The 15054-nt window shown below is 72.3% G+C and carries 14 protein-coding genes and 1 tRNA gene; 7 read left to right on the plus strand and 8 right to left on the minus strand.

Going from position 1 to position 15054, the window contains the following annotated elements; all coding sequences use genetic code 11:
- Nucleotides 1-12: 12 nt before the first annotated feature.
- Complete coding sequence (locus tag ACFQQJ_RS09830) at nucleotides 13-249, plus strand: HIT family protein (protein WP_377106325.1); 237 nt, start codon at nucleotides 13-15, stop codon at nucleotides 247-249.
- 28 nt (nucleotides 250-277) lie between these two features.
- Here ACFQQJ_RS09830 and ACFQQJ_RS09835 read toward each other — a convergent pair whose 3' ends face one another.
- A complete protein-coding gene (locus ACFQQJ_RS09835; RefSeq protein ID WP_377106068.1) occupies nucleotides 278-703 on the minus strand; it encodes a hypothetical protein in 426 nt (141 codons plus the stop codon).
- Nucleotide 704: 1 nt separating this feature from the next.
- Nucleotides 705-1454 carry a DUF4386 domain-containing protein gene (locus tag ACFQQJ_RS09840; RefSeq protein WP_377106070.1) on the minus strand — a complete coding sequence of 250 codons (750 nt, stop codon included), beginning with the start codon at nucleotides 1452-1454 and terminating at the stop codon, nucleotides 705-707.
- Nucleotides 1455-1571: 117 nt separating this feature from the next.
- Between ACFQQJ_RS09840 and ACFQQJ_RS09845 the strand changes: the two genes are divergently transcribed.
- Nucleotides 1572-2285 carry a TetR/AcrR family transcriptional regulator gene (locus ACFQQJ_RS09845; RefSeq protein ID WP_377106072.1) on the plus strand — a complete coding sequence of 238 codons (714 nt, stop codon included), beginning with the start codon at nucleotides 1572-1574 and terminating at the stop codon, nucleotides 2283-2285.
- Between the two features lie 86 nt (nucleotides 2286-2371).
- On the opposite strand, the gene ACFQQJ_RS09850 is transcribed toward ACFQQJ_RS09845, so the two are convergent.
- Nucleotides 2372-2447: transfer RNA gene (locus tag ACFQQJ_RS09850), tRNA-Ala, on the minus strand.
- A 25-nt stretch (nucleotides 2448-2472) separates the two neighbouring features.
- Nucleotides 2473-3249 carry a phosphatase PAP2 family protein gene (locus tag ACFQQJ_RS09855; RefSeq protein WP_377106073.1) on the minus strand — a complete coding sequence of 259 codons (777 nt, stop codon included), beginning with the start codon at nucleotides 3247-3249 and terminating at the stop codon, nucleotides 2473-2475.
- Nucleotides 3250-3360: 111 nt separating this feature from the next.
- Here ACFQQJ_RS09855 and ACFQQJ_RS09860 point away from each other — a divergent pair, with 111 nt between their 5' ends.
- The 4 genes from ACFQQJ_RS09860 to ACFQQJ_RS09875 all read left to right on the plus strand — a co-directional run bounded on the left by ACFQQJ_RS09860 (nucleotide 3361) and on the right by ACFQQJ_RS09875 (nucleotide 7581).
- Complete coding sequence (locus tag ACFQQJ_RS09860; protein WP_377106075.1) at nucleotides 3361-3783, plus strand: OsmC family peroxiredoxin; 423 nt, start codon at nucleotides 3361-3363, stop codon at nucleotides 3781-3783.
- Nucleotides 3784-3909: 126 nt separating this feature from the next.
- Nucleotides 3910-5079: a M23 family metallopeptidase gene (locus ACFQQJ_RS09865; protein ID WP_377106076.1), complete on the plus strand. Its 1170-nt coding sequence runs from the start codon at nucleotides 3910-3912 to the stop codon at nucleotides 5077-5079.
- Nucleotides 5080-5134: 55 nt separating this feature from the next.
- Nucleotides 5135-6454 (plus strand): MFS transporter, encoded by a 1320-nt coding sequence (locus ACFQQJ_RS09870; protein WP_377106077.1) that lies wholly within the window; start codon nucleotides 5135-5137, stop codon nucleotides 6452-6454.
- Between the two features lie 62 nt (nucleotides 6455-6516).
- On the plus strand, nucleotides 6517-7581 hold the full coding sequence (locus ACFQQJ_RS09875) for a PQQ-dependent sugar dehydrogenase (RefSeq protein ID WP_377106078.1): 1065 nt from the start codon (nucleotides 6517-6519) through the stop codon (nucleotides 7579-7581).
- Nucleotides 7582-7589: 8 nt separating this feature from the next.
- Here the strand turns inward: ACFQQJ_RS09875 and ACFQQJ_RS09880 are convergent, their stop codons facing one another.
- The gene (locus tag ACFQQJ_RS09880; RefSeq protein WP_377106080.1) at nucleotides 7590-10067 is read right to left on the minus strand and encodes a glycogen/starch/alpha-glucan phosphorylase; all 2478 of its coding nucleotides are present in this window, start codon (nucleotides 10065-10067) and stop codon (nucleotides 7590-7592) included.
- 192 nt (nucleotides 10068-10259) lie between these two features.
- On the opposite strand from ACFQQJ_RS09880, the gene ACFQQJ_RS09885 reads away from it, so the two are divergent.
- The gene (locus ACFQQJ_RS09885) at nucleotides 10260-11480 is read left to right on the plus strand and encodes an FAD-dependent oxidoreductase (protein ID WP_377106082.1); all 1221 of its coding nucleotides are present in this window, start codon (nucleotides 10260-10262) and stop codon (nucleotides 11478-11480) included.
- A gap of 124 nt (nucleotides 11481-11604) precedes the next feature.
- Here ACFQQJ_RS09885 and nadC read toward each other — a convergent pair whose 3' ends face one another.
- The 3 genes from nadC to nadA are packed head-to-tail and all read right to left on the minus strand — an operon-like array spanning nucleotide 11605 to nucleotide 14950.
- The gene (gene nadC, locus ACFQQJ_RS09890) at nucleotides 11605-12453 is read right to left on the minus strand and encodes a carboxylating nicotinate-nucleotide diphosphorylase (protein WP_377106083.1); all 849 of its coding nucleotides are present in this window, start codon (nucleotides 12451-12453) and stop codon (nucleotides 11605-11607) included.
- On the minus strand, nucleotides 12450-13973 hold the full coding sequence (locus ACFQQJ_RS09895; RefSeq protein WP_377106085.1) for an L-aspartate oxidase: 1524 nt from the start codon (nucleotides 13971-13973) through the stop codon (nucleotides 12450-12452). Before ACFQQJ_RS09895 ends, nadC begins: the two co-directional genes overlap by 4 nt.
- On the minus strand, nucleotides 13970-14950 hold the full coding sequence (gene nadA / locus ACFQQJ_RS09900) for a quinolinate synthase NadA (RefSeq protein ID WP_377106087.1): 981 nt from the start codon (nucleotides 14948-14950) through the stop codon (nucleotides 13970-13972). Before nadA ends, ACFQQJ_RS09895 begins: the two co-directional genes overlap by 4 nt.
- Between the last annotated feature and the right edge of the window lie 104 nt (nucleotides 14951-15054).

Raw genomic sequence — 15054 nt, forward strand, 5'->3', positions numbered from 1 at the left:
CGCGTGTGGTCGGTGGGTCGTGCCCCGGCCCGCGCGTTGCGCCGGTCACGTCTGGGCCGCGAAGGAATCAACCTCCTCGTGTGCGACGGTGAAGCCGCCCTGCAGACGGTCTTCCACTTCCACCTCCACGTGATCCCTCGCTACACCCCGGGTGAGTGGGCTCTTCCCCCTGACCCACCCCAGGCAGACGCGGCCCTCCTCGAACGCCACGCCCAAGCGATCGTGGACGCCCTCGCCGCCGCCGGCTGACCGCCACCGTCGTGCGGTGGCAGGCGGATCAGTTCTGCCCGCGTGCCGCCTGTCGGGGATGCAGGACGCCGATGGTCGCGCCGAGCGCCACGATGCGCAGGGTGTTGATCAGCAGGCCAAGGAGTGCCGAGCGTGGGTCGGGGGCCGGCATGAGCACGGCGGCCGCGACGACGGCGGCGCCGCTGAGTGCGATGGCCTTCAGGAGCGGGCTCACGGACGGGATCCGATCGGAGAAGCGCTGCAGCGCGTAGGCCACGAGCAGGCCGATCAGGAGGCCGCCGGCGAGGGCCCCGAGCAGCATCGGGAGGTAGGGGATAGACAGGGCCGCCCGGTACTCGGCGCCGAGCGGGGTCAGGGAGATCGCGAGGTTCACGACCCAGAACGCCGCGCCGCCGGCCGCGCCGAGCAGGATCGTGCTCCGCACGCCGACCCGCGGGGTCGGGGTCGTGTTCACGTCAGCGCACCCCCGTGCCGGAGGCGGCGGCCACCGCTTCGGGGTGGGTTTCTGCGGCGGGTGTGGCCACGGCGACTCCCCGGATGAGGAGCCACGACGCGAGGCCGACTTCGGCGACGAAACTGACCGCGGTCCCGGGGACCCTGATGGCCGGATAGGCCGGCAGGAGCAGGGCCTGGAGGAACCAGACGAACTCGGCGACTCCGTCCAGGATGAGGAGCACGCCGAGGATCCGGGGGAGGATTCGGGACCTCATGACGAGGACGCCGAGCGGGAACAGCCAGGCGCCGAAGAACAGCTGGGTGGTGACGAAGCCGGTGCGGTACAGGTCCAGGGCCAGCTGCACGAGGGCCTGGGACTGGGCGGGCGGGATCGCTGTCGATGCGGTGGCCGGGTTGCTCGCGAGCAGCGCCCAGACGAGGCCGAGCATGCTCGCGCACTGGAGCGCGACCCCCACCGCGTTGAGCAGGAGGAAGAGCAGCGCCAAGTCCTTGTTGACCGGCCGCAGCAGGACGTAGAGGCCCCAGGCGGCCAGCAGGAAGAGCAGCGCGGACGCGAACGCGACCACCAGGCCCAGCCGGAAGGACGTGGGCGCCGTCGTGAGCGAGTCGGCGAGCTGCTGGGTGGTACCCAGGCCGATGTGGCCCAGTGCGTCCGCCACCACCGAGGCCACGATGAAGGCGAGGTAGAGCGCGCCGGTGATCCTTGCGAACGCCTTCGGCGCGACGAGGCGTGAGTTGTCGAGCGACATTGCCGGGTTCTCCCGTCCGAGCGATCTGTGGTGTACGTCGTACACCTTCCATCTCCACCGTAGGTGTACTCTGTACACCTGTCAATGGTCGGGACCTTTGAGAGTGGGGAGCGCGGCGTGGAGAACCTGGACGACCACACCACCCGGAAGCGTCGAGCAACGCTGAGCCGGGACCGGGTGCTGCGGTCGGCGATCTCCTACGCAGACGTGAACGGCATCGAGTCCCTGAGCATGCGCGGCCTCGCGAACGAGCTCGACGTCGTGCCCATGGCGTTGTACAAGCACGTGGCGAGCAAGGACGACCTGCTCGACGGCATGGTCGAGATCATCGTCGGCGAGATCGCCCAGACCCCCCAGACCGGCGAATGGAAGCGGGACGTCCGGCGCCGCATCCTCGCCGCACGGGCGTCGCTTCTGCAGCATCCCTGGTCGCGGGCCGCCCTGGAGTCACGGAGCGCGATGACCCCGGCGATGCTCGGTTACCTCGACGCCCTCACCGGGCTGTTCCTGGCAGGGGGGCTGTCCGTCGACCTGACCCATCACGTGATGCACGCCCTCGGCAACCGGATGTGGGGCTTCAGCCAGGAGCTGTTCGCCGCAACGCCACGCTCGGACACCACGTTCGACGCCCAGCGCGCGGCACTGCCCGCCCATTTTCCGAATCTCGCCGAGATCGCCCGAGCCGCGATGCACCCGGAGCCCGACTCGCGCCAGGCGCCCGGATGTGACGACCAGGCCGAGTTCGAGTTCGCGCTCGACCTCCTTCTGGACGGTATCGACGCGCGCCACGCCGAGCACTGGACGCCGCGGCAGCAAGGCACCCTGAGCTGACTCGAAGCCTGGTCAGGATCTGCCGCGCTGCATGGCCCGGAGCCAGGTGGGGTAGGGGCAATGTGCTTCTGGCCAAGAGAAACACGTGGTGGAGCTAACGGGATTCGAACCCGTGGCCTCTTCCATGCCATGGAAGCGCGCTACCAACTGCGCCATAGCCCCAGCGTCTTGCGGACGGGTCCCTACTCTAGCCAAGACCGGCGCGGGAAGGGAAATCGGCATCCGGGGGAGCGTCCAGGGCGGGCCGGACGCGTCCCCGACGGTCGAGGACCACGCGGTGGACGGTGATCAGCAACGCCAGCCAGCCCAGTCCGAGCAGCCAGGCGAACATCACGTCGGTGAGCCAGTGGTGGCCGAGGAACACCCGGCTCAGGCCCATTGCCACGGCCCAGGCCGTCGCCGCGGCCACTGCGAGGACGCGGCTCGACGTCCGCGCCGCGAGCCACACCACCAGGTAGGCGAGCATGCCGGCCACCACGGTGCTGTTGAGCGTGTGGCCGGAGGGGAAGGAGAAGCTGTCCTCGTAGGGCGGCACGGCGAACACCGGGTCGGGGCGGTTGCGTCCCACCAGCGTCTTTCCCACCAGTGTGAACAGGACGCCGCCGGCGGAGGCCACGAGCATCAGGACCCAGATCGTGCGGCGGCGGTAGCGCAGGAACAGGACGGTGGTCAGGACGACGCCCATCACCACCATCGGCACGGTGCGGCCGAGGTTCGTGAAGGCGGTCACCCACGCCTCCGACACCGGCGTGCGCAGGGCGATGGCCGCCTCCAGCACGGGCCGGTCCAGCCCGGCAACGCCGTCCTCCTGGGTCACCGCGTCGTAGATGCGTTCGGCGGCGACCATCAGCGCGACGAAGGCCCCGCCCCCGACCACGCCCGTCAGGGCGAGCGCCCTCGTCGACCTGGCCTCCGTCGCCGGTGGGCCCCCGCCGCCGCGTTTCTCGATCTCGCCCGCACCCATCCTGCGAGCGTACGTGACCGGTGGGTACCCGCTGAGGAATAGGCGCCGGCCGGGCTCCGTTGGGGCTGGGGAAGACCCACTCCGGGGACCACTCGACGAAAGGCAGGCAGGATGACCGTCCGCTCCGCGCAGGCACACTGGGAAGGCTCGCTCATGGAGGGGCAGGGTGAGGTCGAATTCCTCAACTCGACCCTCGGCAGCGTCGAGGTCGACTGGCGCTCGCGCGCCGGCGAGACCGAAGGCAGGACGAGCCCGGAGGAGCTGATCGCCGCCGCGCACTCGGCCTGCTACTCGATGGCGCTCTCGCACGCGCTGGCCGGCAACGGCACGCCGCCCGCCACCGTCGACACCCGCGCCGACGTGACCTTCGTTCCCGGTGAGGGGATCACCCGGATCCTCCTCACCGTCCGTGCCTCGGTTCCCGGGCTCACCGCAGAGCAGTTCGACGCCTTCGCCCAGGGCGCCAAGACCGGCTGCCCCGTCTCCGCCGCGCTCACCGGCACGACGATCGAGCTGGACGCAGCCCTGGTCTGACCGCGCACTCCTGACCGGTGGGACCCGCACAGGTCCCACCGGTCAGTACTGTCCGGGCCCGCCTGAATCTGAGAATTGCGCAAGGTGTTCCTGCGCCCCTTCCCAGCTCTGCACGACAGGGCGATCATGAAGAAGTCGCGAGAGGGGAAGCTCGTGCCGCCAAGACGTGCCTACCGCAGCGTTCCCCGGCATGCCCTTCGCACCGGGCAGGGCCACACCACCCACCACGCCGGGCGGCGGTCGCTGCCGGCGTCGTCCGGACGCCGCGCGGCCGCGAGTTCGCTCGCGCTCCGGGCCGCCCTCCGGGTGCTGGCGGTCGCGGTGTTGTCCGTCGTCGCGGGCGGCATGGTCTACGTCGTACTCCCGGTGCCCTCTGCCGCTGCGCCGGGCCTCCCGTCCACCCCGCTCGTGGCGGCGCCGTCGATCGCGGTGCCCGTGGGGACGCCGGGGCTGCAGGGCGGCCTGATCCGGGGCGACGACCTGCTGGACGACCCGAGCGGCGTCACCTCGACGAGCCCGGACGCCACGGTCGGTGGACTGATCGGCTGGCCGGTCAGCGACCACACCCCCTCCAGCGGGTTCGGCTACCGCACCGACCCGTTCACCCACCGGCAGCGCTGGCACGACGGCGTCGACCTCGGGCAGCCCTGCGGTGACACGGTCCAGGCCGCCCTGGCGGGCACGGTGGCCGCTGCCGGCTGGGCCGGCGGCTACGGCAACCGGGTGATCCTGCGGCACGCCGACCGTGGCGGGCACACCTTCTCGACCACCTACAACCACCTCAGCCACATCGACGTCACGGCGGGCCAGGCCGTGCAGCAGGGGCAGGCGGTCGGCCGGGTGGGCTCGACCGGACGTTCCACGGCCTGCCACCTGCACTTCGAGGTGATCCTCGACGGCGCCTACGTCGACCCGATGCGCTTCCTCACCGGCGACCAGTCCAAGGCGGGTCTCAGCCGGCGCGTCGGCAGCCCGATGCCGTCCGGCCTCCCGTCCCCGGACACCGCGGAGCCGACGACCGCCTGGCCGACCATCGACCCCACCCCGACGCCGACCCGCCGGGCCACGCCGACGCCCACCCCGACCACCGTCAGCCCGACGCCCACCAGCCCGAGCCCTTCGCCCCTCACTCCGACGCCGTCACCCACCTCGCCGCTCCCGACCACCCCGGATCCGACGCCCACGCCCTCGCCGACCGACACCAGCCCGACGCCGTCGCCGTCCCCGGCCATGGTCGCCAGCGACCCGGTGACCGCCTCCGGCACCGGCACCCCGGGTCCCGCGCCGACCCCCTGAGCAGGGCGGGCACCGGCCGAGCCGCTACGATGCGCACGGCCGAAGGAGGGCAACGGTGACGGACACGACGGATCGACCCACCCGCGCGGAACGGCTCGACCGGCTGCCGTTCACCCGCCGGCACGCGAAGCTCCTCGTCGGATCCGGCGTCGGGTGGGCGCTGGACGCCATGGACGTCGGACTCATCTCGTTCGTGATGGCCGCGCTGGCCGTGCAGTGGAACCTCGACAGGACGACGCTGTCGTGGATCGCCTCGATCGGCTTCGTCGGCATGGCGCTGGGCGCGACCCTCGGCGGCCTGCTGGCCGACCGCTTCGGACGACGCCAGGTGTTCGCCCTCACGCTGCTGGTGTACGGGGTCGCCACCGGCGCGTCCGCCCTTGCTGCGAGCGTCGGGGTGCTCATCGCCCTGCGCTTCGTGGTCGGGCTCGGCCTGGGTGCGGAGCTTCCGGTCGCGTCCACCCTGGTCAGCGAGTTCGCGCCGCGGGCGATCCGTGGCCGCATGGTCGTGTGGCTCGAGGCGTTCTGGGCGGTCGGCTGGCTGGCGGCCGCACTGATCGGCTATCTCGTGATCCCGCAGGTCCCCGAGGGCTGGCGGTGGGCCCTGGCGATCGGCGTCGTCCCCACCGCCTACGCGGCCGTCGTCCGCTGGGGGCTGCCGGAGTCCGTCCGCTTCCTGGAACGGAAGGGACGCTTCGCCGAGGCCGAGGCCGCGGTGGCCGGTTTCGAGCGGTCCGCGGGCGTCGAGCCCGTGGCGAGCCCCGACGTGGCCGTGGTGGCCACGCCGGACGGGCAGTCGATCTGGTCGCCCGCGCTGCGCTCGCGGACGGCGGCCCTGTGGGCCGTGTGGTTCTTCATCAACCTGTCCTACTACGGCGCGTTCACCTGGCTGCCCACCCTGCTCGTCGGCCAGGGGTTCGGCCTGGTGAAGTCGTTCGAGTACACGGTGATCATCACCCTGGCCCAGCTGCCCGGCTACGCCGCCGCGGCCTGGCTCGTCGAGGCGTGGGGACGGCGCCCGACGCTGGCCGCCTTCCTGGCGGGTTCGGCGGTCTCGGCTGCGGCGTTCGGCTTCGCGAACAGCGCCACCTGGGTGATCGTCGCCGGCTGCGCCCTGTCGTTCTTCAACCTGGGCGCCTGGGGTGCCCTGTACGCGATCGGGCCGGAGATCTACCCCACCGGCGTCCGCGGGACGGGCACCGGCGCGGCGGCCGCCTTCGGCCGGATCGCCTCGATCATCGCGCCGCTCAGCGTGCCGCTCCTGCTCGGCGGGGGCGGTCTCGCGCTCGTGTTCGGCGTGTTCGGCACCGCGTTCCTGCTGGCGGCCGGGGCGGCGCTCCTGCTCCCCGAGGCCCGCAACCTCTCGCTGGACTGAGGCGGGCCCACGGCCACCCGTCCCGCCGGGAGCCCCCCGGACGGGTTGCCTAGACTCGGTTGATGAGCCGAACCCTCGCGGCCCTGGCCGCCTGCGCCGTCCTCGCCGGGTGCACCGCGCCGGAAACGCCATCGCCGGCACCGGGCACGACGAGCGTGCCGCCGGCGTCGACACCGGCCACCGGCCCGACCGTCCTCGCCACGAACCTCGACGTGCCGTGGGACGTCGCCGTGCTCCCCGACGGCGGCGTGCTGGTGACGCTGCGGGACGAGGCTGCGCTGGTCCGTGTCGCCGACGGCGCCGTCCGCGCGCGGACGGAGGTGCCGGGCGTGGTGCCCGGCGGCGAGGGCGGGCTGCTCGGACTGGCGCTGTCGCCGTCCTTCGCCGACGACGGCCTGCTCTACCTCTACCTCACCGCCGCAGACGACAACCGGGTGGTCCGGTTCCGCTACACCGGCGGCGAACTGCTCGAGCCCCTCCCGATCCTCACCGGCATCCCGAAGGCCGGCAACCACAACGGCGGACGCCTCCGGTTCGGGCCGGACGGCGCCCTCTACCTGGGCACCGGGGACGCGGGCAGCCCCGGGCTCGCGCAGGACCGATCGTCGCTGGCGGGCAAGATCCTGCGGATCGGCGCGGACGGCTCGATCCCGGCGGACAACCCGTTCGGCAATGCCGTCTACAGCTACGGGCACCGCAACGTGCAGGGCCTCGGGTGGGACGCCGAGGGCCGCCTGTACGCCAGCGAGTTCGGGCAGAACACCTTCGACGAGCTGAACCTGATCCGCCCCGGCGGCAACTACGGGTGGCCGCAGGCGGAAGGCCGCAGCTCCGCGGAGGGGCTGGTCAGCCCGGCTCTGGTCTGGCGCACCTCCGAGGCCTCGCCCAGCGGCATCGCGGTGACCCCGGAGGGCACCGTCTACCTGGCAGCCCTGCGCGGCGAGCGCGTGTGGCGCACCAAGCGCGACGGCGACGCCATGGCGACGCCGCAGGTGGTGCTCGACGGGCTGGGACGCGTCCGCGCGGTCGAGGTGGTGGGTGGGCAGCTGTACGTGCTCACCAACAACACCGCGCGCGGCAACCCGCGCAGCGGGGACGACCGGCTGCTCGCCGTCCCGCTGCCCTGACCCGGGGGTCAGCGGTCGGGCGTCGCCCCCCAGATGCGGCTGAGGTAGTCGCGCATCGACCGGTCGGAGGAGAAGAAGCCGGTGCGGGCGATGTTGCGGATCGCCGACTTCGTCCACGCCTCCTTGTTCACGTATGCGGCCTCGACGCGGTCCTGGGCGTCGAGGTAGCTCTGGTAGTCCGCGAGCGCCATGAACCGGTCCTGGTAGAGCAGGTTCGAGACGACCTGCTCGAAGGCGTTGCGGTCGCCGTCGCTGAACGCGCCGGAGGAGATCAGGTCGATGGCACTCTTCAGCTCAGCGTTCGACTCGTAGTACTCGGTGGGGTGGTAGCCGGCGGCCTGCAGGTCGGACACCTCCGGCTCGGTCATGCCGAACAGGAAGAAGTTCTCGTCGCCGACCAGCTGGCGGATCTCGACGTTCGCGCCGTCGTCTGTGCCGACGGTGAGGGCGCCGTTGAGGGCGAACTTCATGTTGCCCGTCCCGGAGGCCTCCATGCCGGCCAGCGAGATCTGCTCGGACAGGTCGGCGGCCGGGATCAGCTTCTCCGCCAGCGTCACGTTGTAGTTCGCGGGGAACGCGACGCTGAGGCGGCCGTTGAGGCGCTTGTCGGCGTTCAGCGTGGCGGCCACCGAGTTGGCCAGGAAGATGATCTCCTTCGCCATCCGGTACCCCGGGGCGGCCTTCGCCCCGAACACGACCGTGCGCGGCAGGACGCTGGTGGGGTCGACCCGGCCGGAGATGATCCGGTCGTACAGCGTGACCACGTGCAGGAGCTTCAGCGTCTGGCGCTTGTACTCGTGCAGCCGCTTCACCATCACGTCCAGCAGGTGGCCCTCGGGCAGGTCGATGCCGTCACGGGTGCGCAGCAGGGCGTACAGCCGGGTCTTGTTCACGTCCTTGGTCCTGCGGAACGCTCGGCGGAAGTCCTCGTCCTCTGCGTACGGCTCCAGCTCGGCGAGGCGCTCGAGGTCGGTCACCCAGCCCGGGCCGACGGTGTCGGTGATCAGCTCCGACAGCGACGGGTTGGCCATCTTGATGAAGCGCCGCGGCGTCACGCCGTTGGTGACGTTGGTGAACTTGTCCGGCCAGAAGCTGGAGAAGTCGGGCAGCACCTTCTCGGCCAGCAGCTGGGAGTGCAGCGCGGCCACGCCGTTGACCCGGGTGCCGGCGACGGTGGCGAGGTAGGCCATCCGCACCGAGCGCTCCGGGTAGTCGGCGACGATCGACATGCGGCGCGCGCGCAGCTCGTCCTCCGGGTAGGCCGCGCGGACCTCGGCAAGGAACTCGTCGTTGATCCGGAAGATGATCTCCAGGTGCCGCGGCAGCAGGCGTCCCAGCAGGTCGGTGGGCCAGGTCTCCAGCGCCTCCGGCAGCAGGGTGTGGCAGGTGTAGGCGAAGCAGCGGCGGGTGACGTCCCAGGCCTCGTCCCACTCCCACTTCTTCTCGTCCACCAGGATGCGCATCAGCTCGGGCACAGCGATCACCGGGTGGGTGTCGTTCAGCTGGAAGTGGATGCGCTCGGGCAGGTTGTGCAGGTCGAAGTCCTCCTCGACCATCTGCTCGATGAAGTCGCGGATCGAGCAGGCGACGAAGAAGTACTGCTGCTGGAGCCGCAGCTCCTTGCCCTGCGGGGTGGAGTCCTCCGGGTAGAGCACCTTGGTGATGTTCTCGGCGAAGGTCTGTGCGCGGACGGCCTCCGCGTAGTCGCCGGCGTTGAATATCGACAGGTCGAACGCCTTCGTGGCCTGCGCGCTCCACAGGCGCAGCGTGTTCACCCGGCCGTTCTGGTAGCCGGGGACCATGTAGTTGTAGGGGATGCCCAGCACGTTCCAGGCCGGCACCCAACGGGTGCGCTCCGTGCCGTTGTCGTCGTAGGTCTCGGTGTAGCCGCCGAAGTCGACCTCGACGGCCGCCTCCGGGTGCGGGAACTCCCACGGCGCGCCGAGGGCCAGCCACGTGTCGGGCTGCTCCACCTGCCGGCCGTCGACGAAGGTCTGGCGGAAGATGCCGTACTCGTAGCGGATGCCGTAGCCGATGCACGGGACGCTCATCGTCGCCAGCGAGTCGATGAAGCAGGCGGCGAGGCGGCCCAGGCCGCCGTTGCCGAGGCCCGGCTCGACCTCCTGCGCGCGCAGGGTGGCGAGGTCGAGGCCGCAGCTGGCCAGCGCCTTCTCCGCGACGTCGTTGAGGTCGGTGGCCATCAGGGCGTTGCCGAGCTGGCGACCGAGCAGGTACTCCGCGGACAGGTAGCCGACGTACTTCGCCTTCGACTGCCGGTTGTGGCGCAGCGTCTCGAGCCAGCGCGCCATCAGGTAGTGGCGGACGGTGCGCGCGAGGGCGAGGTACTGGTCGTTGACCGTCGAGCGGGACAGGGCGACGCCCTGGCCGGTGTTCAGTTCGCGGAGGAACTCCTTGACGAAGCCGTCCACCGAGTGCGGCGGCGCGCTCACCGGGGCCAGCGCCAGCGGGTGGGTCGGCGGCGTCACCGGCCCCACGCGATGCACACCCGTGGTCGGCGTTTCGTCGGTCGGGACAGACGTCTCGGGGGCCGGGGAAACCGGCGCGGTGTCAGCGCTCACCGGGACACCGTAGCCGGGACACGTTACGAAGGTAAAACGTCCTAGCCGGTGATCCGGGGCCCCTCGAACGGCCTTGGTGACGTGGCGAGAATGGTGCCCATGAGCGACGTGATCGTGATCGGGGCGGGCCTCGCCGGCCTCCAGTGCGCCCGTGTGCTGACCCGGGCGGGGCGTTCCGTCGAGGTGCTCGAGGCCGCCGACGGGATCGGCGGGCGGGTGCGCACCGACGTCGTCGACGGGTTCCGCTGCGACCGCGGGTTCCAGCTCCTGAACCCGGCCTACCCGGACGCAAGGACCCAGCTCGACCTGCCCGCGCTGGCCCTCCAGTCGTTCGGACGCGGCGTGGCCGTGAGGGATGACGAGGGCGCGTGGCTGCTCACCGCCAACCCGCTCAGCCTGCTCGGGCCGGCCGGCTCGCGCTACCTCCAGCCCGCGGCGGTGGCCGCGCTCGTGCGCTGGCTGGCCCCGGCCCTGGGCTCCGTGCCGCGCCTCCTCGCGGCTCCCGACACCTCTCTGGCCGGCTCCTTCGACGCGGCCGGGTTCACCGGACCGCTGCGCGAGCGTGTCGTCGAGCCGTTCCTCGCGGGCGTGCTGGCGGAGGACGCCGGCGCCACGTCGGCGCGGTTCGTCCGGCTGCTGGCGCGCTCGTTCTCCCTCGGCGTCCCCGCGTTGCCGGCGCAGGGCATGGCGGCGATCCCGCACCAGCTGGTCGCGGGCCTCGCGCGTCCGGTCGAGTTGGGGACGCCGGTGTCCGCCGTCGTCCGCGACGGTGCGCGCTGGGTCGTGCACACCCCGTCCGGAGAGCGGGCGGCCGCCGCCGTCGTGGTCGCCACCGACCCGCGGACCGCCGCGGGCCTGGCCCCGGTCGAGGCGCCGGTGATGAAGGGGCTCGTCACGTGGTGGTTCGGCACGTCACAGGCCCCGACGTCCAGCCGCTACCTGATGGTCGAGGGACGCGCCGGCACCGGCCCGGTCGTCAACACCGCCGTGGTGTCGAACGTCGCGCCCGGCTACGCGCCGGCCGGCCGCCACCTCGTGCAGGCGTCCGCGCTGCTGCCCGAGCACGCCGACGTGCCGGAGGAGACGGTGCTCCGGGCCCAGCTCGCCTCGCTGTACGACCGCCCGACCGACGACTGGCACCTGCTGGCCACCCACGCGATCCCGGACGCGCTGCCCGCCATGCCGCCGCCGCTCGAGGTGCGCCGGCCGGTCGGAGTCGGGCCGGGCCTGTACGTGTGCGGCGACCACCGCGACACCGCGTCCATCCAGGGCGCACTGGTGTCCGGCCGCCGCACCGCGGAGGCCGTCCTGGCCGCCTGAGCTCCCCGCTCCCGCCCGCCGTCCACGGCCCTGCCCCGCGCTTCCCCTCCTTCTCCTTCCCGCAAAGTGGACTCACACCGCCGATGACGGCGGTTTGAGTCCACTTTGCGGTGGGGGAAGGGGGTCAGGCGCCGGTGTGGTCGAGGCCGATGTCGAGCACCCGGGCGGAGTGGGTGAGCCAGCCGACGGAGATCAGGTCGACGCCGGCCTCGGCGATCGGGATCGCCGTCGCGGGGGTGATGCGGCCGGACGCCTCGGTGACCAGGCGGCCGGCGACCATGGAGACCGCTTCCCGCAGCAGTTCGGGGCCCATGTTGTCGAGCAGCACCGCGTCCACGCCCAGGGGCAGCAGTTCGGCCAGTTGCTCCAGCGAGTCGACCTCGACCTCGATCTTCACCAGGTGGCCGACGTTCGCCCGTGCCCGCCCGACGGCGGCGGTGATGCCCCCGGCGACGGCGATGTGGTTGTCCTTGATGAGCACGGCGTCGTCCAGCCCGAACCGGTGGTTGCTGCCGCCGCCGGCCTTCACCGCGTGCTTCTGCAGGGCCCGGAGGCCCGGGATCGTCTTGCGGGTGTCGGCCACCCGGGCCCGTGTGTGGGCGATGGCGTCCGCGATGGTGGCGGTGCCGGTGGCGACGCCGGAGAGGTGGCCGAGGAAGTTCAGGGCCACCCGTTCGCCGCTGAGCAGGCCACGGGCCGGGCCGGACGCCGCGCCGATCACGGTGCCCGGCTGCACGCGGCTGCCGTCGGGGAGCAGGTCGCGCACCTCGATGCGCGGATCGACGAGCTCCCAGGCCAGGCGGGCACAGTCGGTGCCCGCGACCACCCCGGGCTCGCGGCTGACGAGCGCGACGGTGGCGTGGGCGTCCTCTGCGATGATCGCATCGGTGGTGAGGTCGCCGGCGCGGCCGAGGTCCTCCAGCAGGGCGGCGCGCACGAGCGGCTCGATCACGATCCGGGGCAGCGACCTCATCGCGCCACCGCCGGTTCGCGGCGTCCGGCACCGTTCAGCGACGGGAGGGTGAGCACGTGCCGCGCCTGGGGGGCTGTCTGGGGGAAGTCCAGTCGGGTGTGCCCGCCGCGGGACTCCTCCCTGCGCAGGGCGGCCTCGACGACCAGGTGACCGACGAGCCCGGTGTCGTGCGTGCGCAGCGGTTCGAGCTCCGCCAGGGCGGCCCGGAGGCCGTCGGCGTCCCGCAGGACTCCGGCTCCCGCCGTGACCACCTCGCGCACCCTGGCCACCACCGGGTCGGGAGTGCCCTGCTGCCAGGCCTCGGCCCAGCTGTGCGCGGGCCGGGGCGGCGGCGACCCGGCCGGGACGCCGCTCGCGCGCCACTGCTGCGCGACCCAGCGTCCGCAGACCACGGCCTCGAGCAGGGAGTTGCTGGCCAGGCGGTTCGCGCCGTGCAGGCCGGTGGACGCCACCTCCCCGGCGGCGTACAGGCCCTCGATGCTGGCCCGGCCGGCCAGGTCAACCAGCACGCCACCCATGTGGTAGTGGGCCGCGGGACGCACCGGCAGCAGGTCCTTCACCGGGTCGAGGCCCGCCTTGCGCGCGGTCGCGTAGATGGAGCCGAACAGCTCGGCGAAGCGCTCGCCGGGATCGGTGCGGGCGTCGAGGAACACCCGGTGCCCGGCCTGGAGCTGGGCCCACTCGGCGCGCGACACGACGTCCCGGGCCGACAGCGGGTTGCGCAACACCCACTCGCCGAGCTCGTTGACCAGGATCGCGCCCTCGCCGCGGACGGCCTCGCTGACCAGCGGCATCGGGTCGATGCCGACCTCCAGCGCGGTCGGGTGGAACTGCACCATCTCCACGTCGCGGAGCGTCGCGCCCGCGCGGTACGCCAGGGCGAGGCCCTGCCCGCGGGAGGAGAGCGGGTTCGTGGTGTGGGTGTACAGCCCGCCGATCCCTCCGGTGGCCAGCAGCACGACATCGGTGCGCAGTTCGACGGGCCCGTCGGGCGTGCCGACCAGCACTCCGGTGACGCGGCCCCCACCGGTCAGGATCTCCAGCGCGGGGGAGTGGTCCCACAGCGACACCGACGGCAGTCGCCGTGCCGTGTCGACCACGGTCTCGAGCAACTCGGCGCCCGTCCGGTCTCCGTGGGCGTGGACGATGCGTCGCCGCCCGTGGGCGCCCTCGAGCCCCAGCCGGAGGCTGCCGTCCGCCGCCCTGTCGAAGTCGGCCCCGTGCGCGGACAGCCAGGCGATCGCCTCGGGCGCCGCCGCCGTGATCGCCCGCACCACGTCCGGCTCGCACAGGCCGGCACCGGCGGCCAGCGTGTCCTCCGCGTGCCGCTCCGGGTCGTCGTCGGGGCCCACGGCCGCGGCGACGCCGCCCTGGGCCCAGCCGGTCGACGTGCCGGTGCTCACCGCGCCGGCCGAAAGGACGACGCAGGGGAGCGGGCTGAGCTCGATCGCAGCGGTCAGGCCGGCGAGGCCGGCGCCGATGATGACCGGGCAGCCGGCGTCCACCACCCGCGTCGTCACTTCGCCGTCCCCACGGCGAGCATGCGCTCGACGGCCAGGCGCGCGCGGTCGGCGACGTCGGCCGGCACGGTCACCTCGTTGGTCATGGTCTCCAGCGCGTGCCGGATCGCTCCGAGGGTGTTGCGCTTCATGTGGGGGCACAGGTTGCAGGGCCGGACGAACTCCAGGTCGGGGTAGGCCTGGGCGACGTTGTCGCTCATCGAGCACTCGGTGATCAGCGCGACCTTCAGCGGCCTCTTCGCCTCGACGAAGTTCACCATCTGCGCGGTCGACCCGGCGTAGTCGGCCTCGTCCACCACCTCCGGCGGGCACTCGGGATGGGCGAGCACCGTGATGCCGGGGTGGTCCGCGCGCACCTGCCGGATGTCGTCCGGGGTGAAGCGCTCGTGCACCTCGCAGGCACCGGGGTGGACGATCACCTCGACGCCGGTCTGGCGGGCGACGTTCGCGGCGAGGAAGCGGTCGGGGATCATGATCACCCTGGGCACGCCGAGGCTCTCGATCACCCGCACCGCGTTGCCGGAGGTGCAGCAGATGTCCGACTCGGCCTTCACCGCGGCGGACGTGTTCACGTAGGTGACCACCGGGACGCCGGGGTGCGCGGCGCGCAGCGCGCGGACGTCCTCGGGCGTGATCGACTCGGCCAGCGAGCAGCCGGAGCGCAGGTCGGGGATCAGCACCGTCTTGCCCGGGTTCAGCAGCTTGGCCGTCTCCGCCATGAAGTGGACGCCGGCCAGCACGATCACGTCCGCGTCCACCGTGACCGCCTCGCGCGCCAGCGCCAGGGAGTCGCCGACGATGTCGGAGACGCCGTGGAAGATCTCCGGCGTCATGTAGTTGTGCGCAAGGATCACGGCGTTGCGCTCCCGCTTGAGCCGCAGGATCGCGTCCACGTCGTCGGCCATGGTGGCCCACTCCACGGAGGGAATGACGTGTGTGACCTTCTGGTACAGGTCGGCGGCAGTCAGCGTGGTCATCTCAGGTGTCCCTTTCGTCAACGCCCTTATGCTACATCTGAGCAAAAGGCGGTCAAGGACTATTCCCGCCCACTGGGACGCGTCCGCCCGCGCGGGCGGGCCGG

This window comes from Propionicimonas sp. T2.31MG-18 (genome assembly GCF_964266745.1).
GTDB lineage: Bacteria > Actinomycetota > Actinomycetes > Propionibacteriales > Propionibacteriaceae > Propionicimonas.

Bases quoted from the DNA above. Each gene is read 5' to 3' on its own strand.
- nadA (WP_377106087.1), bottom strand. From the start codon at position 14,950: ATGACCACGCTGACTGCCGCCGACCTGTACCAGAAGGTCACACACGTC.
- ACFQQJ_RS09875 (WP_377106078.1), top strand. From the start codon at position 6,517: ATGAGCCGAACCCTCGCGGCCCTGGCCGCCTGCGCCGTCCTCGCCGGG.
- ACFQQJ_RS09840 (WP_377106070.1), bottom strand. From the start codon at position 1,454: ATGTCGCTCGACAACTCACGCCTCGTCGCGCCGAAGGCGTTCGCAAGG.
- ACFQQJ_RS09865 (WP_377106076.1), top strand. From the start codon at position 3,910: ATGAAGAAGTCGCGAGAGGGGAAGCTCGTGCCGCCAAGACGTGCCTAC.
- ACFQQJ_RS09885 (WP_377106082.1), top strand. From the start codon at position 10,260: ATGAGCGACGTGATCGTGATCGGGGCGGGCCTCGCCGGCCTCCAGTGC.
- ACFQQJ_RS09860 (WP_377106075.1), top strand. From the start codon at position 3,361: ATGACCGTCCGCTCCGCGCAGGCACACTGGGAAGGCTCGCTCATGGAG.
- nadC (WP_377106083.1), bottom strand. From the start codon at position 12,453: ATGAGGTCGCTGCCCCGGATCGTGATCGAGCCGCTCGTGCGCGCCGCC.
- ACFQQJ_RS09855 (WP_377106073.1), bottom strand. From the start codon at position 3,249: ATGGGTGCGGGCGAGATCGAGAAACGCGGCGGCGGGGGCCCACCGGCG.